The 18642-nt window shown below is 49.1% G+C and carries 21 protein-coding genes and 7 tRNA genes; 10 read left to right on the top strand and 18 right to left on the bottom strand.

Annotated elements, in window-relative coordinates:
* Nucleotides 1-64 precede the first annotated feature (64 nt).
* The 7 genes from HMPREF2560_RS10435 (at nt 65) to HMPREF2560_RS10410 (ending at nt 741) form a co-directional block, all read left to right on the top strand.
* A tRNA-Gly gene (locus tag HMPREF2560_RS10435) sits at nt 65-140 on the top strand.
* A 24-nt stretch (nt 141-164) separates the two neighbouring features.
* A tRNA-Gly gene (locus HMPREF2560_RS10430) sits at nt 165-240 on the top strand.
* A gap of 21 nt (nt 241-261) precedes the next feature.
* Nucleotides 262-337 (top strand) — tRNA-Gly (locus tag HMPREF2560_RS10425).
* Nucleotides 338-361: 24 nt separating this feature from the next.
* A tRNA-Gly gene (locus HMPREF2560_RS10420) sits at nt 362-437 on the top strand.
* A gap of 31 nt (nt 438-468) precedes the next feature.
* Nucleotides 469-542 (top strand) — tRNA-Cys (locus HMPREF2560_RS10415).
* A 10-nt stretch (nt 543-552) separates the two neighbouring features.
* Nucleotides 553-630, top strand: a tRNA-Cys gene (locus HMPREF2560_RS11290).
* A 21-nt stretch (nt 631-651) separates the two neighbouring features.
* Nucleotides 652-741, top strand: a tRNA-Leu gene (locus HMPREF2560_RS10410).
* Between the two features lie 320 nt (nt 742-1061).
* On the opposite strand, the gene rfaD is transcribed toward HMPREF2560_RS10410, so the two are convergent.
* From rfaD to lpxK, 12 genes are all read right to left on the bottom strand, one after another.
* On the bottom strand, nt 1062-2066 hold the full coding sequence (gene rfaD, locus HMPREF2560_RS10405; protein ID WP_070607667.1) for an ADP-glyceromanno-heptose 6-epimerase: 1005 nt from the start codon (nt 2064-2066) through the stop codon (nt 1062-1064).
* Nucleotides 2067-2205: 139 nt separating this feature from the next.
* Nucleotides 2206-3168 (bottom strand): D-glycero-beta-D-manno-heptose-7-phosphate kinase, encoded by a 963-nt coding sequence (gene rfaE1, locus HMPREF2560_RS10400; RefSeq protein WP_070607670.1) that lies wholly within the window; start codon nt 3166-3168, stop codon nt 2206-2208.
* A 41-nt stretch (nt 3169-3209) separates the two neighbouring features.
* A complete protein-coding gene (locus HMPREF2560_RS10395; RefSeq protein WP_070607673.1) occupies nt 3210-3881 on the bottom strand; it encodes an NAD(P)H-binding protein in 672 nt (223 codons plus the stop codon).
* A 13-nt stretch (nt 3882-3894) separates the two neighbouring features.
* On the bottom strand, nt 3895-4626 hold the full coding sequence (gene pyrF / locus HMPREF2560_RS10390; protein WP_070607676.1) for an orotidine-5'-phosphate decarboxylase: 732 nt from the start codon (nt 4624-4626) through the stop codon (nt 3895-3897).
* Between the two features lie 102 nt (nt 4627-4728).
* Entirely contained in the window at nt 4729-4989 is a 261-nt protein-coding gene (locus tag HMPREF2560_RS10385; protein WP_003746109.1) for a helix-turn-helix domain-containing protein, read from the bottom strand.
* Between the two features lie 302 nt (nt 4990-5291).
* On the bottom strand, nt 5292-5939 hold the full coding sequence (gene adk / locus HMPREF2560_RS10380; protein WP_003682888.1) for an adenylate kinase: 648 nt from the start codon (nt 5937-5939) through the stop codon (nt 5292-5294).
* A 71-nt stretch (nt 5940-6010) separates the two neighbouring features.
* Nucleotides 6011-6529 (bottom strand): 3-deoxy-manno-octulosonate cytidylyltransferase, encoded by a 519-nt coding sequence (locus HMPREF2560_RS10375; RefSeq protein ID WP_070873864.1) that lies wholly within the window; start codon nt 6527-6529, stop codon nt 6011-6013.
* 11 nt (nt 6530-6540) lie between these two features.
* Complete coding sequence (gene kdsB / locus HMPREF2560_RS10370; protein ID WP_070607684.1) at nt 6541-7302, bottom strand: 3-deoxy-manno-octulosonate cytidylyltransferase; 762 nt, start codon at nt 7300-7302, stop codon at nt 6541-6543.
* Complete coding sequence (locus tag HMPREF2560_RS10365; protein ID WP_070607687.1) at nt 7299-7481, bottom strand: Trm112 family protein; 183 nt, start codon at nt 7479-7481, stop codon at nt 7299-7301. The genes kdsB and HMPREF2560_RS10365 overlap by 4 nt, the downstream gene beginning before the upstream one ends.
* Before the next feature lie 94 nt (nt 7482-7575).
* Nucleotides 7576-8151 carry a DUF2059 domain-containing protein gene (locus tag HMPREF2560_RS10360; RefSeq protein ID WP_070607690.1) on the bottom strand — a complete coding sequence of 192 codons (576 nt, stop codon included), beginning with the start codon at nt 8149-8151 and terminating at the stop codon, nt 7576-7578.
* Nucleotides 8152-8199: 48 nt separating this feature from the next.
* Entirely contained in the window at nt 8200-8865 is a 666-nt protein-coding gene (locus tag HMPREF2560_RS10355; protein ID WP_070607694.1) for a DUF2059 domain-containing protein, read from the bottom strand.
* Between the two features lie 64 nt (nt 8866-8929).
* The gene (gene lpxK, locus HMPREF2560_RS10350) at nt 8930-9940 is read right to left on the bottom strand and encodes a tetraacyldisaccharide 4'-kinase (protein WP_070608079.1); all 1011 of its coding nucleotides are present in this window, start codon (nt 9938-9940) and stop codon (nt 8930-8932) included.
* Between the two features lie 181 nt (nt 9941-10121).
* On the opposite strand from lpxK, the gene xseA reads away from it, so the two are divergent.
* From xseA to HMPREF2560_RS10335, 3 genes are all read left to right on the top strand, one after another.
* Nucleotides 10122-11471 carry an exodeoxyribonuclease VII large subunit gene (gene xseA / locus HMPREF2560_RS10345; RefSeq protein ID WP_070607697.1) on the top strand — a complete coding sequence of 450 codons (1350 nt, stop codon included), beginning with the start codon at nt 10122-10124 and terminating at the stop codon, nt 11469-11471.
* 123 nt (nt 11472-11594) lie between these two features.
* Nucleotides 11595-12374 (top strand): CDP-diacylglycerol--serine O-phosphatidyltransferase, encoded by a 780-nt coding sequence (pssA, locus tag HMPREF2560_RS10340; protein WP_070607700.1) that lies wholly within the window; start codon nt 11595-11597, stop codon nt 12372-12374.
* Between the two features lies 1 nt (nt 12375).
* Nucleotides 12376-13185, top strand: coding sequence for a sulfite exporter TauE/SafE family protein (locus HMPREF2560_RS10335; protein ID WP_070607702.1), 810 nt, complete (start codon nt 12376-12378; stop codon nt 13183-13185).
* 73 nt (nt 13186-13258) lie between these two features.
* On the opposite strand, the gene HMPREF2560_RS10330 is transcribed toward HMPREF2560_RS10335, so the two are convergent.
* The 6 genes from HMPREF2560_RS10330 to HMPREF2560_RS10305 all read right to left on the bottom strand — a co-directional run bounded on the left by HMPREF2560_RS10330 (nt 13259) and on the right by HMPREF2560_RS10305 (nt 18610).
* The gene (locus HMPREF2560_RS10330; RefSeq protein ID WP_070607704.1) at nt 13259-13939 is read right to left on the bottom strand and encodes a sulfite exporter TauE/SafE family protein; all 681 of its coding nucleotides are present in this window, start codon (nt 13937-13939) and stop codon (nt 13259-13261) included.
* A 110-nt stretch (nt 13940-14049) separates the two neighbouring features.
* On the bottom strand, nt 14050-15090 hold the full coding sequence (locus HMPREF2560_RS10325) for an ABC transporter permease (protein ID WP_049333261.1): 1041 nt from the start codon (nt 15088-15090) through the stop codon (nt 14050-14052).
* Between the two features lie 36 nt (nt 15091-15126).
* Complete coding sequence (locus HMPREF2560_RS10320) at nt 15127-16182, bottom strand: ABC transporter permease subunit (RefSeq protein WP_070607706.1); 1056 nt, start codon at nt 16180-16182, stop codon at nt 15127-15129.
* A 99-nt stretch (nt 16183-16281) separates the two neighbouring features.
* On the bottom strand, nt 16282-17211 hold the full coding sequence (locus tag HMPREF2560_RS10315; RefSeq protein ID WP_070607709.1) for a CobW family GTP-binding protein: 930 nt from the start codon (nt 17209-17211) through the stop codon (nt 16282-16284).
* Nucleotides 17199-17672 (bottom strand): Fur family transcriptional regulator, encoded by a 474-nt coding sequence (locus HMPREF2560_RS10310; protein ID WP_070607712.1) that lies wholly within the window; start codon nt 17670-17672, stop codon nt 17199-17201. Before HMPREF2560_RS10310 ends, HMPREF2560_RS10315 begins: the two co-directional genes overlap by 13 nt.
* Before the next feature lie 113 nt (nt 17673-17785).
* Nucleotides 17786-18610 (bottom strand): SDR family oxidoreductase, encoded by an 825-nt coding sequence (locus HMPREF2560_RS10305; RefSeq protein ID WP_070607715.1) that lies wholly within the window; start codon nt 18608-18610, stop codon nt 17786-17788.
* Between the last annotated feature and the right edge of the window lie 32 nt (nt 18611-18642).

The raw sequence follows: 18642 nt of genomic DNA, 5'->3' as shown, positions 1-18642 counted from the left end.
TCGCGAGTTCGAGACTCGTTTCCCGCTCCATTCTGATTACTTGTTGATTGTTCTTTTTCAATATGCGGGAATAGCTCAGTTGGTAGAGCGCAACCTTGCCAAGGTTGAGGTCGCGAGTTCGAGACTCGTTTCCCGCTCCAGTTTAATTTCAGATGCACTCAAATGCGGGAATAGCTCAGTTGGTAGAGCGCAACCTTGCCAAGGTTGAGGTCGCGAGTTCGAGACTCGTTTCCCGCTCCATTAAATCATGCATCCGAATACGCGGGAATAGCTCAGTTGGTAGAGCGCAACCTTGCCAAGGTTGAGGTCGCGAGTTCGAGACTCGTTTCCCGCTCCAGTTTAATTTCAGATGCACTCAAATGCGGGAATAGCTCAGTTGGTAGAGCGCAACCTTGCCAAGGTTGAGGTCGCGAGTTCGAGACTCGTTTCCCGCTCCAGTTTCATACTACAACACTCAAACGTAGTTTTGGCGAGATAGCAAAGTGGTTATGCAGCGGATTGCAAATCCGTCTACGCCGGTTCGATTCCGACTCTCGCCTCCATCCCTTTCATGGCGGGGTGGCAGAGTGTTTATGCTATAAGGGGTGCAACCCTTATATAGGTCGGTTCAAATCCGCGCCCCCGCCTCCAATTTCTCAATTTACTGTCTACGCCCGGGTGGTGAAATAGGTAGACACAACGGACTTAAAATCCGTCGGCCCTAAACCGGCCGTGCCGGTTCGATTCCGGCTCCGGGCACCATTTACCGCTTTTAGGCGGTTATTTTTTCGTCTATTACAATCTACAAAACAAGAACTTTCAGTTATTTTTATAGGCCATAACCTTAGCCTATTTATACCTATTTACGTCTAATTATCCCAACCGCTTTTAGAAAAGTAATCAACCAATACCCCATCAGATATCCCCCTGATAAGCTAAATCTTTTATAAAACATGAGTTTTGAAAATACTATTCCAATTTCCATCAAAGAAAAGTAAATTTCTCATTTTAAAATTTCCCAAAATGATAAGGCCGTCTGAAAATCCTTTTTCAGACGGCCTTTCTTCATTTAAGCAAAGAACTTAAACCAAGTTCTCCAGCATCCATTTAACGTAACGGCTGACGCCTTGTTTTACATCCAAAAATTCTTCTTTATACCCGGCTTCGCGCAGTTTGGTGATATCCGCTTGAGTAAAGCTCTGATATTTGCCTTTAAGTGCATCTGGGAATGGGATATAACGGATAAGTTCTTCTTCAACCAACTCTTTCAAACTCATTTCAGGCTTGCCTTCGGCTGCTCGGCAGGCGTTGACTGTTGCGGCGGCAAGTTCGTTAAACTGTTGGCTGCGGCCTGTACCGAGGTTAAAGATACCTGAAAGCTCAGGATGATCGAAGAAGTAAAGGTTAACTTTGGCAACGTCTTCTACGCTGACAAAGTCGCGTGTTTGCTTGCCATTGCCGTAGCCATCATTGGCACCGAACAGGTTAACATAACCGTGTTCTCGGTATTGGTGGAAATGATGGAAGGCGACGGATGCCATACGGCCTTTGTGTTGCTCCTGCTGTCCATATACGTTGAAGTAGCGGAAGCCGACGACTTGGGCAGTCAGGCCTTCTTTCATGCGGCGGCGCAATACTTGGTCAAACAAGAATTTAGAGTAGCCGTACACATTGAGTGGTTTTTCCAGTTCGCGCTCTTCGCGGAAGATTTCTCCCTTGCCGTACACTGCGGCGCTGGAAGCATAAAGGAACGGAATACGCTCATCCTGACACCAGTCCAAGAGATCGAGCGTGTATTGGTAGTTGTTATCCATCATGTAAAGGCCGTCATGATTCATGGTGTCAGAACATGCACCTTGATGGAAAACGGCTTCGATATCATCGTAAGGCAGAAGATGGCCGCGCACTTGACGGATAAATTCGTGTTTATCGAGATAATGGGCAATTTCACACTCGGCAAGGTTTTTAAATTTTTCGCCTTTGCTCAAATTGTCAACGGCAACAATGTCGGTAATGCCACGTTGGTTAAGTGCTTTGACGATGTTACTGCCGATAAAGCCGGCCGCGCCTGTTACGATAATGGTCATAATGAATTTCCTTTATTTTGATTTTTCAGACGGCCTTGAAGAAATTATGCCATCTGAAAATAAAAACTTGTCTGTCTGGATTATTTGCCAACTGTATTTTTAGACGGCCTTTAGGTTTTAAGGCCGTCTGAAACCGCAATTATTGCTCTTCCAATGCCTTAGTCAATTCGGCAAACGAGCAAACCGCCGTACCAAGTTTCGCCACAACAACACCTGCCGCAGTATTAGCAAGGTGCATGGCTTCGGGCATGGCATAACCAGCGGCCAACCCTAAGCCCACTCCGGCAATAACGGTATCGCCCGCACCGGATACATCATAGACTTCTTGAGCCCGTGTAGGCTGATAAATCGGCTCGCCCTCATTGAACAGGGTCATACCCTCTTCGCTGCGGGTCAGCAAAATCGCGGTCAAGTTAAGATGACGGCGCAGGTTTTGGGCTTTTTCGGTCAAATCGTTTTCGTTTTTCCAGCTGCCCACCACTTCTTTCAATTCTGCACGGTTAGGCGTAATCAGCGTAGCGCCGGCATATTTTTCGTAATCATCGCCTTTCGGGTCGATTAAAACGGGTTTACCGGCCTGTTTCGCCCAGTCGATCATATCGGAAATATGCGACAAACCGCCCTTGCCGTAGTCTGAAAAAATAATGGCATCGTATTCAGGCAACACTTCTCGATATTGATGTTTGATTTGTTCCAATACCTCACGATGAGGCAATTCTTCAAAGTCAAGTCGGATAAGCTGCTGGTTGCGGGCAACAACGCGTAATTTGACAGTAGTCGCAATTTGCTTATCGCGCATCAGATAGGAAGAAACGCCGTCTTGCATCATCAATGCGTCCAACGCATCTGCAGCTTCATCATCGCCGGTCACGGACAACAGCCCTACTTTACCGCCTAATGAGGCGATATTGCGGGCAACGTTTGCTGCTCCACCTGCCCGCTGGTCGATACGGGCGATTTTCGCCACCGGTACAGGAGCTTCAGGAGAAATGCGGGACACATCGCCAAACCAATAGCGGTCGAGCATCACATCGCCGACAACAAGGACTTTGGCTTGTGAAAAACGTGATTTTAGGGTTTCTTGTTGGAACTTGGTTACCATACTGGCTCCATTAAAATCTCTGTGTAAGGCTTGTTATCAGTTTATTGATCTAACAGCCTAAAAATATCTTGAGGCTCATATACCTGCATATGGTTTTTCGAGTACGACGCCTGTTCATGAGATGACAACAACGCTGCTTTCAGCATGGCTTGCGCCAATTTTTCGACAGCAAGCGGACGTTGGTTTTTCAGCATGCCGATGCGGTTGAGTACGCGAAAAATCCGTTCTGCTATTTTTTCGCCCAAGCGGTCGCTGTTCGGACGAATCAGCAATGGCGGGCGGAAAATAATAAGGTGCGGAAAATTCAAAGCGATAATTGCTTGCTCCAATTCGCCCTTCATCCGTTGATAAAACAGGCGCGAAGCAGAATTTGCACCGGAAGCGGAAATCAAAACCAAAGCATTGACGCCGTTCTGCCTAGCTGCTTTGGCAAATTCAAGATTCGCTTCATAATCGATAGCCCATTGCGCTTCTTTGCTTCCTGCTGCTTTCAGGGTTGTTCCCAAGCAGGCAAACAATACATCCCCCTGCACTTTTTCGCGCCAATCATCAGGATGAGAAAAATCAATCTGATGGCTATTTAGCTTTTGGTGGGTAAAATCAGGATGTCTGCGACCGAAGCAGTCGATAGACTCAACCTCTGAACTGGTTGCAAGCAGAGGCAACAAGGATTTTCCTGTTGCGCCTGTCGCGCCAATCACAATCGCCTTCATACTTCAGACGGCCTTAAGCGTTTGCCACGCGGTTCACTTCACGCAATACGGCTACCGGATCGGCAGCTTTCGTTACCGGACGGCCCATTACCAAATAGGTTGAACCTGCAGCCAAGGCTTCAGCCGGTGTCATAATACGGCGTTGGTCGTCATTATTGCCAGCAACGTCCAAGCGGATACCCGGTGTGACCAAGACAAAATCCTGCCCCAATTCGCGGCGCAATGGTGCGGCTTCTTGAGCGGAACATACCACGCCGTCCAAGCCTGAACTTTGCGCCAGTTTCGCCAAGCGGATAACTTGTTCTTCAGGGGCGATGTTCAAACCGATTTCTGCCAAGTCGCTTTGTTCCATACTGGTCAACACGGTTACGCCGATCAAGAGCGGCTTGGTTTGATATCCGGCAACGGCTTCTGCTGCAGCTTCCATCATGCGGCGGCCACCGGAGGCGTGCATATCGACCATCCAAACGCCCATATCGGCAGCAACTTTACAGGCCTGAGCAACTGTGTGGGGAATATCGTGGTATTTCAAATCGAGGAAAAGTTTGAAACCTTGATTGATTAAGCTTTCTGCCAAACTACGGCCGGTTGCGGTAAACAGCTCTTTGCCGATTTTGATTTGACACAATGCCGGGTCAAGATTACGAACAAATCCGAGCGTATCTTTTTCGTTGGCAAAATCAAGGGCGACGATGACGGGAGTACGTTGTTGCTGGGTTTGGAAGTCGGAGATTAAGGGATTCATAAGATGCCTGCGGATAAACGGTTATAGCTTCGATTTTAACAGCTTTTGTACACAAAAGGCCGTCTGAAAATATTTTTTCAGACGGCCTCATCACAACACACCTTAATTATTCTTATATAAATCTAAAATTTTTACAGAAAATTCATCATCACTGAAAAAAAAGGCTGGTGGAACTTCCAATACTTCAGCAATTTTCTGCAAAGTATTCAAATCAGGTTGATGATTTCCTTTCTCATAGCGATTAATACGCGTACTTGCCACAAACTCATCTAATCCTATCGCCAGTCCCAGTTTCTCCTGAGTCAAATTTTTTGCTTTTCTTGCTTCCTTAAATCGTCTTGTAAAAATTTCTTGTAAATTCATAACTTCTATCCTAAAAATCAAAGTTACGAATTTCGTATATTTTTCTTGATTATTTACTACGAATAACGTAGTATTTCAGACTATCAATTAAAACAACTGGGATAACTATCATGCTTACATTTCTTCTATGCCTCGCCGTACTTCCATTTGCAATAGGTGGCTTACTTTTCTTATTAAAACTAATAATAGTGGCCATTATCGCTATTAACTCAAATAACAGAGATTATTAACCTTTATATAACAGCAAAAGGCCGTCTGAAAATATTTTTTCAGACGGCCTCATGATTTTACTTCGGCAAAACTTATTTGCCCAAACCTTTCAATACTTCGGCTTTCACGGCTTCTACCGGCTGAGTGCCGTCAACTTTGATGTATTTAGGCGCGTGTTCGCCTTCCAGTTTGCTGTAGAAATCAACCAAAACTTCGGTTTGCTCGTGGTAAACGGCAAGGCGTTTTTTCACGGTTTCTTCTTTGTCGTCGTCGCGTTGAATCAAATCTTCGCCGGTTACGTCGTCTTTGCCTTCGACTTTAGGCGGATTGTAGGTAACGTGGTAAGTACGACCAGAAGCCAAATGCACGCGGCGGCCGCTCATGCGGTCGACAATTACGCTGTCGGGTACATCGATTTCAACAACCGCGTCCAAATCCACGCCTGCTTCAACCATCGCTTCGGCTTGTGCCAATGTGCGTGGGAAACCGTCAAACAGGAAACCGTTTTTGCAGTCGTCTTGGGCAATGCGCTCTTTAACCATGCCGATAATGATGTCGTCGCGTACCAAACCGCCTTCATCAATGATTTTTTTTGCTTCCAAACCCAGCGGAGTACCTGCTTTGATGGCAGCGCGGAGCATGTCGCCGGTAGAGATTTGAGGAATGCCGAATGCAGCAGTGATGAATTGAGCCTGTGTGCCTTTGCCGGCGCCTGGTGCGCCCAACAATAATACTTTCATGATGAGTCCTTTTGGTTGACGGATTTAATGTTCAGATAATTTTACACGGCTTGTGTTTATCGTTCAAAACTTCAGACGGCCTCTTTCGGGCCGAAATGCTTCCATGCATCGTCGCGCATTTCGATAAACCATGAGTCTTCAGGAAATCGCTCTATCGCGTCTTTCGAAGTGGAAAGCAAGTTTTGCGATAAGGCTTTCGCCAAATATTCTTCCTCATTGGCTTCGGCCGCTTTGTCAGGCTGCTGCGCCAAACCGATTGCACGAGTTTGATGGCCATGAGCCAAATAGTTGAGCGCAATGATTTTTTGTGCCCAAAGCTGCGGAACATCCGGATTGTCTTGCAGCAATACCGACAAAATCGATACGGCAACGGTTAAGCGTCCGCCGTTCATACGCAAGTCCAACGACTGGTTGGGCGGCAAAGTGCTGAGCATTTCTGCCATGCGGAACCAAAACTCGCCGCTTGCCTGCTCTGGCGCTTCTATTTTCAGCATGTCATAGTTAAATTCTTGTTCGTCTTCTCTTACCAGCTTCGCCACATCGGCAAGCAATTTTTGTTCTTCACGGCTCAAATGGCGTAAATCATTCATGTTTTTTCCTTTCAGACGGCCTCGAACACAGCCCTTACCCTGTCCAAATCTTCCTGCGTATCCACGCCGGCGGCTGGCGCTTCTTGGGCAATTTCAACGGCAATCGGATAACCGTGCCACAGGACGCGCAATTGTTCCAGCGATTCAATGGTTTCCAAAGGAGAAACTTCCATTTCGGAATAGCGTTGCAGGAAACCTGCACGATAGGCATAAATGCCGATATGGCGCAAAACAGCTGTTTCTGAAGGTAATTCGCGTTTTTCGGCGCGCATGACGTCGCGCGGATAAGGAATCGGGGCGCGGCTGAAATAGATGGCGTTGCGGTTTTTATCGAGGATGACTTTGACGACGTTAGGATTCATAAACTCGTCAAAATCGTGCAATTCATGGGCAGCGGTCGCCATTTGCACATTGTTTTCAACCAAAACTTCGGCCGTACGGTTGATGAGTTCAGGGTCGATTAAAGGCTCGTCGCCTTGTACGTTCACAACAATCAGATGCTGCGGCAGTTTCAGCGTATTGGCCGCTTCGGCAAGGCGCGTTGTACCGCTTTCATGTTGACTGGAAGTCATGACCACTTCGACACCATGCGCCTGACAGGCCGTCTGAATATCGGGATGGTCGGTGGCAACGACAACACGCTCTGCCTTGCTTTTCGCCGCCTGTTCGGCGACGCGTACAACCATCGGTTTACCGTGAATATCGGCCAAAGCCTTTCCCGGCAGACGTGAAGAATCCAACCGCGCCGGAATCAATACGACAAATTCGGTCATGCTTTCAGTTCCTCTTCGCTCAACGGGCGCGCTTCGTTTTCCAACATATAAGGGATGCCGTCACGAATCGGATAAGCCAGCTTCGCCTGACGGCTCCACAATTCCTGTTTGTCCTGATGATATTCCAGCCTGCCTTTGGTAACGGGGCAGACGAGGATGTCTAAGAATTTTTTTTCCATGGGGTTTCTTTCGGGTTTGATGGTTTTAGCGAAGCTCGCTTCGCTCGTTTTGGCGAAACTTGCTTCGCTCGTTTTCAGACGACCTCAAGCGGCATTATTTTTTCCGTGCCGGTTTTTGGGGTTGCGTTGAGCAGGCTGGGGCAGGATTTTTGCCGCTGCACATAATCTGCTGGATTTCTCGGACTAATTTTTCGTTTTGATTTGATTTTTCGTATTTTTCGGCAATGATGTTCATTGTAGGATTCATCGTTGCCTCAAGATAGCGCGGCATTTTATCGAGTATTGATTGACCTACCTCCGTGCCGTAAAAGCCAATCAACGCATCGACTTCTTCCTGAGTAAGAACTGTTTTTATGCCGTCCATAGTTGCTTTACGCAATTGGGCACGCACTTTCGGGGTATTGATTTCGGCAGCTATTTGATTTGCATGATTTTTCAAGACTGCCTCCAACTGAGGACGCTTGTCCGCCGGCGCATCTTTCAAAAAATTCTGTATATTAGGATTGGAGAGCATAATGCCTCCAACCCTTTGGAAAGACTGATCCAACAGAGCGTCCATCCTTTGTACTTCAAACAGACGCTCAAGCGACGCATCACTGGGCGGCGCGGCAAACACATTGGCACACAAGGCCAAAGCAGCAAAAGGCAACAATAAAGTTTTCAATTTCATTTTTTCTACCTACTTAATAAATATAAATATTTTCAGACGACCTGCACATTATTTGGCACATTCCGAAGAATGTTTATTGCCCTTACACAAAATATCGCGCGTTTGCGCCTCAAAAGCGGGCGTATATTTCCTGCTTGCGTTGATATAGTTGTTGCTCATTGTCTTTTCAACAATCTCATCATTCAATTTGTCGAAACGTTCCATCTTTTCAAATGCAGACTTACCGACCCCATGCCCAAACAATTTTGCCATGCTGTCCACGTCTGCTTGGCTCAGCACATTATCAATATCTCCGCCATGCTGTCTGAGATGATTGATTTTTCTCAAAATACCCTTGCCACGAGGGGAAGAGAAAAAGCGGTTGAGCACATCGACTTCTTCTTGTGTAAATACTTTCTGTACGGCACGCTTTTCTTCATCCAACCATTGCTTTTTCAACTCAGGGCGGCTCAAATCGTCTTGCATGTTTTTCATATAATGGCTGATGACCGCCTTCATCTGCGCTTTTTGAGCTTTGGGCGTCATCGCTAACAAGCGCTCATTGTCCTCTTTATTCACCATCTCCAAAGAACGTTGCACTTTCTCGCTATAATTATTGCTTATCCCTTGAATCTCCAACCATTTCATTGCAGATTCATCACTTGGTTTAGCAGCCAGGCTTTGAGTGGATACAAATAAAGCTGCGCAAGCGACCAACAAATATTTTAACTTCATGATTTACTCCTATCGCGTAGTTTGAAGATCATCTTTAAAACATCTGTGAAACATCTATAAGCATTTAGATTGAAACTTTCGCGGATACAAACGCCGCCAAGTCCGGCTCAATTATCGCACAAACAGGCAACACCCACACATGATTCAGGCCGTGGCCGTCTGAAAATTTGACCGCATCCTTTTCCGTGATAATCACCACATCTGCGTCCGGCAAATCCGCTGCCGTAATATCTGCATGATCAGGCAAGGCAACGGTTTGTTTCAAAGCGATATTCATGCTTTGCAACGTATTGAAAAAACGCTCCGGCTTGGCGATACCGGCGACGGCGGCAACGGTTTGATTTCCCAAACCCGCCAAATCCAATTTTTCAGACGGCCTGTTCAAACGGTAAATCTGCCCTGTTTCAATATGGCTGGCAAACATATTTTCAGACGGCTTAAATGCCGCATCTGCTTTTCCGCCGCTGACGACGACCGCATCAACGGAAGCTAATCGCGACAAAGGTTCGCGCAAGCTGCCGTTGGGCAGTAAATCCAAATTGGTGCGTTCAGCATCCGCCGCCGGGAATACGGCAATTTCCATATCGCGTTGCAAGGCATAATGTTGCAAGCCGTCGTCGGCCACAATCAATTCAAGCTCCGGATATGCCGCAAGCAATGCCCTGCCTGCTTCTGCACGGCTGCTGCCTACCGCCGTCGGCGCGCCGGTTTGGCGAAACAGCAATAAAGGCTCGTCGCCTGCATCTGCCGCACTGCTGGCTATATTCAATACATGAACCGCCTTACTCTTGCGCCCGTAACCTCGGCTGATGATGCCGACCTTAACGCCCTTTTCCCGCAACCCCAACACCAGCGCGGCGACTATCGGCGTTTTCCCCGTCCCGCCTGCATGGATATTGCCGACCACCACCACAGGCACAGGCAATTTTTCGCTTTTCAGACGGCCTGAAACAAAATCATCGCGCCGTTTCGCCGCAATTCTGGCAAACAGCTTGGACAATGGTTTTAACAGCAAAGACAAAAACGGATTAGGGGATTGCCAATGGCCTTCGATAATTTGGTGGAGTTTGGGCATACGCACGGCTTTTGAAGCGAAAATCAAACGATAATATAACACAAGCCCGCCCAGGCAAGGCCGTCTGAACATGCGTCTTTGATAATATTAAAACAAAGGGCGCAAGTTTCATAAAAACGAATACAACGAATCGCTCTAAAACCCTTATAATTCAACTTTCCCAAATTTTTCCTGTTTCGCAATGTCCGAACTCTTCGCGCCCTCCTCTATTTCCGTATCCGAACTCAACGCCCTCGCTAAAGCCTTGTTGGAAGACCATCTCGCAGGCTTGTGGATTGCCGGCGAAGTATCCAACCTGACCCGTGCTGCCAGCGGACATTATTATTTCTCGCTCAAAGACAGCCGCGCGCAGGTGCGTTGCGCGATGTTTAAGGGTGCAGCCATGCGCTTGGCAAAGCCTTTGAAAGAAGGCGACCATATCGAAGTATCAGGAAAAATCAGCATTTATGAAGCGCGGGGCGAATTTCAAATTACTGTAAACGAAGTACGGCTCAAAGGTTTGGGGCAACTTTACGAAGCCTATGAGCGATTGAAAGCTCAGTTGCAGGCGGAAGGCGCGTTTGCGGCGGAACGCAAGAAACCGTTGCCCGCCCGCCCGCAATGTATCGGCATCGTCACCAGTCTGGCGGCAGCGGCATTGCGCGATGTCGTGACCACCTTAAACCGCCGCGCACCCGAAATCCCCGTTATCGTTTATCCGACACCCGTACAAGGCACAGGCAGCGAGTTGCAAATTGCCCAAGCGATTAAAACCGCTTCGCAACGCGCCGAATGTGACGTGCTGATTGTCTGCCGTGGCGGCGGCAGCATTGAAGACTTGTGGGCGTTTAATGAAGAGCCGGTTGTGCGCGCCATCGAAACCTGCGCGATTCCCGTCGTCAGCGGCGTAGGCCACGAAACCGATTTCACACTTGCCGACTTTGTTGCCGACGTGCGTGCACCGACACCGACCGGCGCGGCAGAATTGGTCAGCCCCAACCGCCAAGAATCGCTACATCGTCTCGCCCAAGCGCAAGGCCATCTGAAAACCGTTTTGGAACAACGCTATTTCGATGCCAGCCAAAAACTCGACTGGTTGGCGCGGCAAATCCGTCATCCGCGCCAAAAACTTGACGATCAGCGCGCTTCAATCAGCAAGCTGGCGCAAACGCTGTCTTACTCGATGACGCAAAATCTCCGCGCCCACACCGCCCGTTTCGAACGCCAAACCCAAACCCTAAAACATTGCCGTCCTGATGTTTCTGTTTACAAAAACAACATCAACCACTTTCAAACGACCTTGTCGCATTCCTTCCGCCAGCTGCTTACCCACCGCCGTCAAAGCCTGACCGCCCAAGCCGCATTGCTCGAAGCCGTATCTCCGCAGCATATTCTGGAGCGCGGCTTCTCCGTCGTCAAAAACACCCGCGGACAAGTTATCCGCAATGCCGATACGTTGAAACAAGGACAGAAACTGCACATCACTTTTGCCGACGGCGAAACCGACGTACGCGTGACCAAAGAGCAGGCGCAGGGCGAGTTGTTTGACTGACGCAATAAAGGCCGTCTGAAACTTTATGCGATTGAAGTGAAACTATGTTTGCCTGTTAAAAATCCTTAACCTGCCAATGCGGTATAATGCCTCATCTGCACACGCAGCATATACGGAAACATTATGGACAACTCACAAAATACAGAAAATCCGATTCCTCCACGCAACTCCATCCGCAAAAACAGCATTTACCTGCTGCCCAATTCCTTTACCATCGCAGCACTGTTTTGCGCGTTCTTCGCCATTACACAGTCCATGCACGGACGTTATGAAACGGCAGCGATTGCAGTCTTCCTTTCCATGCTGCTCGACGGCATGGACGGACGCGTTGCCCGTTTGACCAACAGCCAGAGCGCGTTCGGCGAACAGCTCGACAGCCTTGCAGATATGGTCAGCTTCGGCGTAGCGCCTGCCCTGATTGCCTACAAATGGCAACTTTGGCAGTTTGGCAAAATCGGTTATTCCATCGCCTTTATCTACTGCGCCTGCGCCGCCCTGCGTTTGGCACTGTTCAACACGCTTATCGGCAAAGTCGATAAACGCTGGTTTATCGGCGTTCCAAGCCCGACCGCCGCAGCGTTGATTGTCGGCCTGATTTGGGTCAATCACAGCTTTGAACGCTTCCCCGGAGTGCATTGGTGGGCATTGGGCATTACCCTGTTTGCCGGCATTTCCATGATTGTGCAGATTCCGTTTTGGAGCTTTAAAGAAATCAACGTCCGCCGCCAAGTGCCGTTTATGGGCATGGTGTTGGCCGTGTTGATTTTGCTTTTGATTAATTGGGAGCCTTCGCTCATCCTCTTCCTGTTTTTCCTCGGTTACAGCCTGTCCGGTTATGTGATGGCAGTCATCCGTTGGTTTAAAAAACGCCATAAAACTCACAAACACGACAAGGCCGTCTGAAATGTGGTCTTGGGACATCATCCTTGCCCTGCTCGCCGTCGGTAGCGCGGCGGGCTTTATTGCCGGACTGTTCGGCGTAGGCGGCGGCACGTTGATTGTTCCCGTTGTCTTATGGGCATTGCAACTGCAAGGCATAGGCGGCCACCCCTATGCCCAGCATCTTGCCATCGGCACTTCCTTTGCCGTAATGGTGTTTACCACCTTCTCCAGTATGTACGCCCAACATAAAAAGCACGCCATCGATTGGGCGACCGTCCGCCGAATGACGCCAGGCATGATACTCGGCGTACTCCTCGGCGCGGTAACGGCAAAATATATGCCGACACTGGCTTTGCAGATTTTCTTTATTGCATTTCTTGCCTTTATCGCCCTCAAAACCCTACGCGATTCCAAACCCACACCTTCACGCACCCTACCCGCCCTCCCCGGCCTGACAGCCGTCGGCACGATTTTTGGCGCAGCTTCGAGCTGGGTCGGTATCGGCGGCGGTTCACTATCTGTTCCATTCCTACTGTATTGCAACTTTCCGGCGCACCGCGCCATCGGCACATCTTCAGGTCTAGCATGGCCGATTGCGATTGCCGGCACCATCGGCTATTTTGCCAACGGTTTGCATATTGCCAACCTGCCTGAAGGCGCGGCAGGCTTTATCTATCTTCCGGCCGTGGCCATATTGAGCGTTGCCACCATCCTCTTTGCTCCGCTCGGCGTTAAAACAGCGCACAAGCTGCCCGCCCGAAAACTCAAAATCGCCTTTGGCATTATGTTGCTGCTGATTGCCGCCAAGATGGCTTGGAATTTGATACATTAAATCTTTCTTGTAAAAAGGTCGTCTGAAAATCTTTCAGACGGCCTTTTTAATTGCAAAACAACAAATTTTTACCTTACCCGATTTGCCCCATTGCAAATACGGCCAAGCGCCATATCGCCCATCCTGCCACCAATAATCCGGCGCACAAACGAACCATGCGTTTTTGCAGAAAGGTTTTCAACTGCGCGGCAAATATGCCCATCGCGAGCAGGTTCGGCAAGGTCCCCAATGCAAACGCCAGCATATACAGCCCGCCGTGCAAGGCATTGCCGCTGCCCAAAGCATACAAAGACGCGCTGTACACCAAACCGCAAGGCAGCCAACCCCAAAGCACGCCCACGCCGAAACAGGCAGGCACCGATTTAATCGGCAGCAATTTGTTCAGCAAAGGATTCAGGCGTTTCCATATCGGTTTGCCGATGCCTTCGATTTTGGTTGCAGCAGTCGAAATACCGGCAAGATACAGACCGAGCAAAAGCAGCAAAACATTGGCGGCAATATACAAACCGTTTTGAACTGCACGCGTATCGTCCAAGGAAATGCCGACCTGCCCGACCAAGCCGACCAACAGGCCAATGATGACATAGCTGCTGATGCGCCCCAAGTTCAACAATACAATCAGGCCGATTCGGTTTAAATGTGGCGGCAGCTGCAAAGCAAATGCGCTGCTCAATCCGCCGCACATACCGACACAATGCGTTCCGCCAAAAAAGCCGAGCAGAAAAAGAGTAAGAAATGTGATTTCTTGATTCATGGTTTTTAATGATTCAAACGAATGGATGAGGCCGTCTGAAACTTTTCAGACGGCCCTAAGAATGCAGGACAGGCTTTTCCGCCCACCCTCTTCACGCTTTAGAAAAGCAATTAACTGCGTGCGCGTACGTCAAATGCCTGACGCAAACCTTCGCCGATCATGACCAGCAAAAGCAGCATTACCGTCAGCGTAGCAACGGCAGACAAGCCGATCCACCACGCGTCCAAGTTGTCTTTGCCTTGCGCCAGCAACTCACCCAAGCTCGCCTGTGAGGCAGGTACGCCCAAGCCCAAGAAGTCCAAACTGGTCAGGGCGAGTACCGCACCGGAAATACGGAAAGGCAGGAAGGCCAATACCGGCGTCAAGCTGTTGGGCAGGATATGGCGCCACATGATTTCACGGTTGCCCACACCCATCGCGCGCGCCGCCAAAACATAATCGGTCTGGCGGTTTTTCAAAAACTCGGCACGGACATAGTCAGACAAGCCCATCCAGCCGAAAAGCGACAGCAATACCAGCAAAATCAACAGTCCCGGATTAAAGAACGAAGACAGGATAATCAAGAGGTACAGCTCCGGCATACCGCCCCAAACCTCGATAAAACGCTGCATCAGAAGGTCGGTTTTGCCGCCGAAATAACCCTGCACCGCGCCTGCAACCACGCCGATCACGGTAGTCACCACGGTCAACACCAAGGCAAACAGCAGCGAATCGCGGAAACCATAAACCAAGCGCGCCAACAGGTCGCGGCCGCGGTCGTCCGTTCCCAAGATATGCCGTTCGGACGGCTTGGCAGGATCGGGGGCCGTATCGAAATCGTTTAAGGTATCGGCATCGTAAGGATTGGGCAGGTAAAGGGCAAAATTGCCGTCTGAAGTGATGTTGTGGCGGATAAGCGGATCCAAATAATCCGCAGGCGTATCGAAATCGCCGCCAAATGCGGTTTCGTTGTATTCGTTTACCAAGGGGAAGAAATACTCGCCCTGATAGCGTATCCACAAAGGTTTGTCGTTGCTCCACAAAGGCGCAAGCAAAGTGACGACAAACAAAACGGCCAAAATCCGCAAAGCCAACCAACCGCGCTTATGCTGCTTAAAGGCTTGCCAAGTAGGGTTTGAAGTAGATTTTTTCTTTTTCATGGTTCGAAACATTCTTTAATAATGGATTGAAGATATTTTCAGACGGCCTTATTTCTGTCCGCCAAAGTGAATGCGCGGATCGACCCACGAATAAGAAATATCCGACACCAATTTAGCCAACAACCCCATCAGTGTGAACACATACAGCGTACCCATTACGACAGGATAATCGCGTTTCATCACTGCCTCGTAAGACAGCAAACCCAAACCATCCAGCGAGAACAGCGTTTCAATCAACAGACTTCCGGTAAAGAATGCACCGATAAATGCGGCCGGGAAACCGGTAATCAGAGGAATCATGGCGTTGCGGAAAATATGCTTCCACAAAATCTGCTTCTCAGGCAAGCCCTTGGCTCGCGCGGTATAAACATATTGACGGCGGATTTCTTCAAGGAACACGTTTTTCGTCAATACGGTCATCACCGCCAAGTTGCCTGCTACCGAAGCAGTAATCGGCAAAGCCATATGCCACAAATAATCTTTGACTTTACCTGCCCAAGAGAGCGTATCGAAATCATCGCCCACCAAACCGCCCTGCGGGAACCAGGCAAAAAAGCTGCCGCCACCAAACAACACCAGCAACACCAAACCCAATACAAACGGCGGTACAGTATAACCGACCAAAATGATCATACCCGTAATCGTATCGAATCGGCTGCCATCCCTGACCGCCTTGGCAATACCCAACGGAATACATATCAAATAAGTTAGGAAGAACGTCCACAAACCCAAACTCATCGATACCGGCATTTTCTCTTTCACCAGCTCAAATACGGTTTGATGGTGGAAAAAGCTCTCACCCAAGTCGAACCGGGCGAATTTCCATACCATATCGACAAAACGCGTTACAGGCGGCTTGTCGAAACCGTATAAAGCATTCAGAGCGGCCAAATCTTCCGCACTGATGCGGTTGCCGTTTTTAGCCAAAGTTCCGGGAATACTGCGCCCCGCCGTCTCGCCGCCAACCGCACCCTGAGTCAGCTGCTGAACCATCTGCTCCACCGGGCCGCCGGGAACAAACTGAATCACGGCGAAGGTAATCGCCAAAATCCCCAACAGCGTGGGAATCAAAAGGAGCAAACGATGAAAGATATAACGCCACATGGTTAAGTGTTCCTCTATTTTTTTGATTTGAAGGCCGTCTGAAACCGCTTGCTTCAGACGGCGTTATCGTAACGGATTAATAAGCATTTGGACGATGATTTACTTCTCCAAAGCCTCCAGCAATTTTTTCTCAATCAAATCCGCGTCAAAGGATTTGGCAATCAGCTCAAAGCGAGAATCGCGGCGCCATGAAACTTGGTTTGCGCCCCATTGACCGTCCACCCAGTTCAGCCATACCCATGTACCGAGCACTTGGAACACGCCTTTGGCACGCACGAGACCGTCTGTCAATTTAGGCAGGTCGTTGAAGAAATCGGTCAGCTTTTCACCGTCGAAATCGCGTCCGGCAGGGAAAGTAAAGCCTTGCGACTGGAAGCCCATAGTGTTGTCCGGCAGGGCTTTGAGGCGGTAGCGCGATTTTTCGACCACGGGAATATCAAGCCACTGGATGTCGAGCTGCGCATTTTGGACTTCAACCACTTTGGCTTTGGGCGGAAACAGTTTGACTGCTTTATCATGAAATTCGGCAAGTTGCTCCGGCGTGCACAAGTCGGTTTTGCTGGCAACCAATACATCACAAATGCCGATTTGGTCTTTATACAAAGCTTGTTGCGCGTAATCGGGATTAATGAATTGGCGCGGATCAACAACGGTAAAGACGGCGCCGATTTCCAGCATGCTGTCGAGCGGTTTGGCTTTCAGTTCGTCGATAACGCTGGCGGCGTGCGCCAGGCCGCTGGCTTCAATCATCAAGCGGTCGGGTTGGGCGTCGCGCAGCATTTTTTGTACGGTCGTACCCATTTGCGCGCCGGCAGTACAGCACAAACAGCCTCCGGCGATTTCAGCTACGGGAATGCCGTTGTCGCTCAAGACGGCGCCGTCAATGCCGATTTCGCCAAATTCGTTGACGATGATGACCCATTTTTCATTCGGGTCTTTTTGCGCCATCAGGCTTTTGAGTGCGGTGGTTTTGCCTGTTCCGAGGAAGCCTGAAATCAGGTGGACTTTAGTCTTTTTTACTTCTGACATTTTTTACAAATTCCTGTTAAAACAACATGTTCTTCTTTTAATGAGAAACCGGCTTCGGCCACGCCTGCACGCAATGCCGCCCATTCTTGGCTCAAGGTCTGCTCATCTGCCGTACCGCATTCGGTACAAACTAAAATAAACGCGCTGTGGTGCGCTTCGGCTTCTTCGTGGTCGTGACAATGGTCGTTGCACTCATGCTGCGCGTGGCTGCACAAAATATAGCCGTTGACCGCCGCCACTTTGTGCAAAACGCCCTGTTCTGCCCAAAAATCAAGGGCGCGGTAGGCCGTTGGCGGCGCAACCACGCCCTCGCTTTGCTGCTGCATCTGCGACAGAACGTTGTAGGCTTTAATCACGCCGCTTTGTTTCAAAACAATATCAAGCACTTGCTCGCGCAAAGCGGTTACCTGCACACCATCGCGCTGCGCTTGTTCTAAGATTTTTTGTTTGATTGCGTTCATAACTGAAACAGCCTTTCAGACGGCCTTGTTAATAAAAAATTACATTATAACGTGTTTGTTCAATTTCAGATAACAAAGAGGCCGTCTGAAACGTTCAGACGGCCTGATGCCGATTACTTAAACCAAGATTTAATTTTTCCAAACAAAGACATGCTTTGTTTTTCAAACGTTTCTTCCTTCACCGGAGCAGGCTCATCGCGGTAAACTTTCATGCCTGCAAAGGTCTGGGCGACCGGCATGATTTCGATGGAATTGACGTTCATCCGCGCAGGACGTTGATAGAGCCATAAAGCGGTATCGGCAATATCTTGCGGCTGGATAAACTCGACATTCTCATAAACCTCGGCCGCACGCTGATCGTCGCCTTTGAAACGGACGTTGGAAAACTCGGTATCGCCGCACAAGCCCGGTTCGATATTGGTAATGCGGATGTTTTTGTCTGCCAATTCGGCGCGCAGGTTCATACTGAATTGGCGCACAAAAGCCTTGGTCGCGCCATAGACATTACTGCCGGAATAAGCATAACTGCCGGCAATCGAACCCAAATTGATAATGTAGCCTTGTTTGCGCGCTACCATTTGCGGCAAAATCTGGCGGGTCAGAAAAGTCAGGCCAATGATATTGGTTTGAATCATGGTTTCCCAATCGCCAAAATCGGCTTTATCGGCAGTATCCAGACCTAAAGCCAAACCAGCGTTGTTGATCAGGCAATCGATTTCGGATAAATGCTCGGGCAGGCTGTTTAAAGCGTTTTGAATTGACTCCGTACGAGAAACATCCATTTCCAAAGGGTAAAACTGCTCGCCCAATTCCTCTGCCAACTGCTGCAATTTGTCTTCGCGCCTTGCCGCGCCGATGACATGATAGCCTGCCGCAACAAAGGTTCGGCACATTGCCGCACCAAATCCTGCCGATGCACCGGTAATCAAAATTGCCATATCGTTTCCTTTCTATACTCGTTTCAGACTTG

This window comes from Neisseria sp. HMSC078H04 (assembly GCF_001838135.1).
Taxonomy (GTDB): Bacteria; Pseudomonadota; Gammaproteobacteria; order Burkholderiales; family Neisseriaceae; genus Neisseria.
Note: the sequence above shows the minus strand (reverse complement) of the source record. Positions and strands in the feature narration are given on the sequence as shown.

Excerpts from the sequence above, each read along its gene's own strand:
- rfaD (WP_070607667.1), bottom strand. The coding sequence starts at position 2,066 with ATGACCATTATCGTAACAGGCGCGGCCGGCTTTATCGGCAGTAACATC.
- rfaE1 (WP_070607670.1), bottom strand. The coding sequence starts at position 3,168 with ATGGTAACCAAGTTCCAACAAGAAACCCTAAAATCACGTTTTTCACAA.
- HMPREF2560_RS10395 (WP_070607673.1), bottom strand. The coding sequence starts at position 3,881 with ATGAAGGCGATTGTGATTGGCGCGACAGGCGCAACAGGAAAATCCTTG.
- pyrF (WP_070607676.1), bottom strand. The coding sequence starts at position 4,626 with ATGAATCCCTTAATCTCCGACTTCCAAACCCAGCAACAACGTACTCCC.
- HMPREF2560_RS10385 (WP_003746109.1), bottom strand. The coding sequence starts at position 4,989 with ATGAATTTACAAGAAATTTTTACAAGACGATTTAAGGAAGCAAGAAAA.
- adk (WP_003682888.1), bottom strand. The coding sequence starts at position 5,939 with ATGAAAGTATTATTGTTGGGCGCACCAGGCGCCGGCAAAGGCACACAG.
- HMPREF2560_RS10375 (WP_070873864.1), bottom strand. The coding sequence starts at position 6,529 with ATGAATGATTTACGCCATTTGAGCCGTGAAGAACAAAAATTGCTTGCC.
- kdsB (WP_070607684.1), bottom strand. The coding sequence starts at position 7,302 with ATGACCGAATTTGTCGTATTGATTCCGGCGCGGTTGGATTCTTCACGT.
- HMPREF2560_RS10365 (WP_070607687.1), bottom strand. The coding sequence starts at position 7,481 with ATGGAAAAAAAATTCTTAGACATCCTCGTCTGCCCCGTTACCAAAGGC.
- HMPREF2560_RS10360 (WP_070607690.1), bottom strand. The coding sequence starts at position 8,151 with ATGAAATTGAAAACTTTATTGTTGCCTTTTGCTGCTTTGGCCTTGTGT.
- HMPREF2560_RS10355 (WP_070607694.1), bottom strand. The coding sequence starts at position 8,865 with ATGAAGTTAAAATATTTGTTGGTCGCTTGCGCAGCTTTATTTGTATCC.
- lpxK (WP_070608079.1), bottom strand. The coding sequence starts at position 9,940 with ATGCCCAAACTCCACCAAATTATCGAAGGCCATTGGCAATCCCCTAAT.
- xseA (WP_070607697.1), top strand. The coding sequence starts at position 10,122 with ATGTCCGAACTCTTCGCGCCCTCCTCTATTTCCGTATCCGAACTCAAC.
- pssA (WP_070607700.1), top strand. The coding sequence starts at position 11,595 with ATGGACAACTCACAAAATACAGAAAATCCGATTCCTCCACGCAACTCC.
- HMPREF2560_RS10335 (WP_070607702.1), top strand. The coding sequence starts at position 12,376 with ATGTGGTCTTGGGACATCATCCTTGCCCTGCTCGCCGTCGGTAGCGCG.
- HMPREF2560_RS10330 (WP_070607704.1), bottom strand. The coding sequence starts at position 13,939 with ATGAATCAAGAAATCACATTTCTTACTCTTTTTCTGCTCGGCTTTTTT.
- HMPREF2560_RS10325 (WP_049333261.1), bottom strand. The coding sequence starts at position 15,090 with ATGTTTCGAACCATGAAAAAGAAAAAATCTACTTCAAACCCTACTTGG.
- HMPREF2560_RS10320 (WP_070607706.1), bottom strand. The coding sequence starts at position 16,182 with ATGTGGCGTTATATCTTTCATCGTTTGCTCCTTTTGATTCCCACGCTG.
- HMPREF2560_RS10315 (WP_070607709.1), bottom strand. The coding sequence starts at position 17,211 with ATGTCAGAAGTAAAAAAGACTAAAGTCCACCTGATTTCAGGCTTCCTC.
- HMPREF2560_RS10310 (WP_070607712.1), bottom strand. The coding sequence starts at position 17,672 with ATGAACGCAATCAAACAAAAAATCTTAGAACAAGCGCAGCGCGATGGT.
- HMPREF2560_RS10305 (WP_070607715.1), bottom strand. The coding sequence starts at position 18,610 with ATGGCAATTTTGATTACCGGTGCATCGGCAGGATTTGGTGCGGCAATG.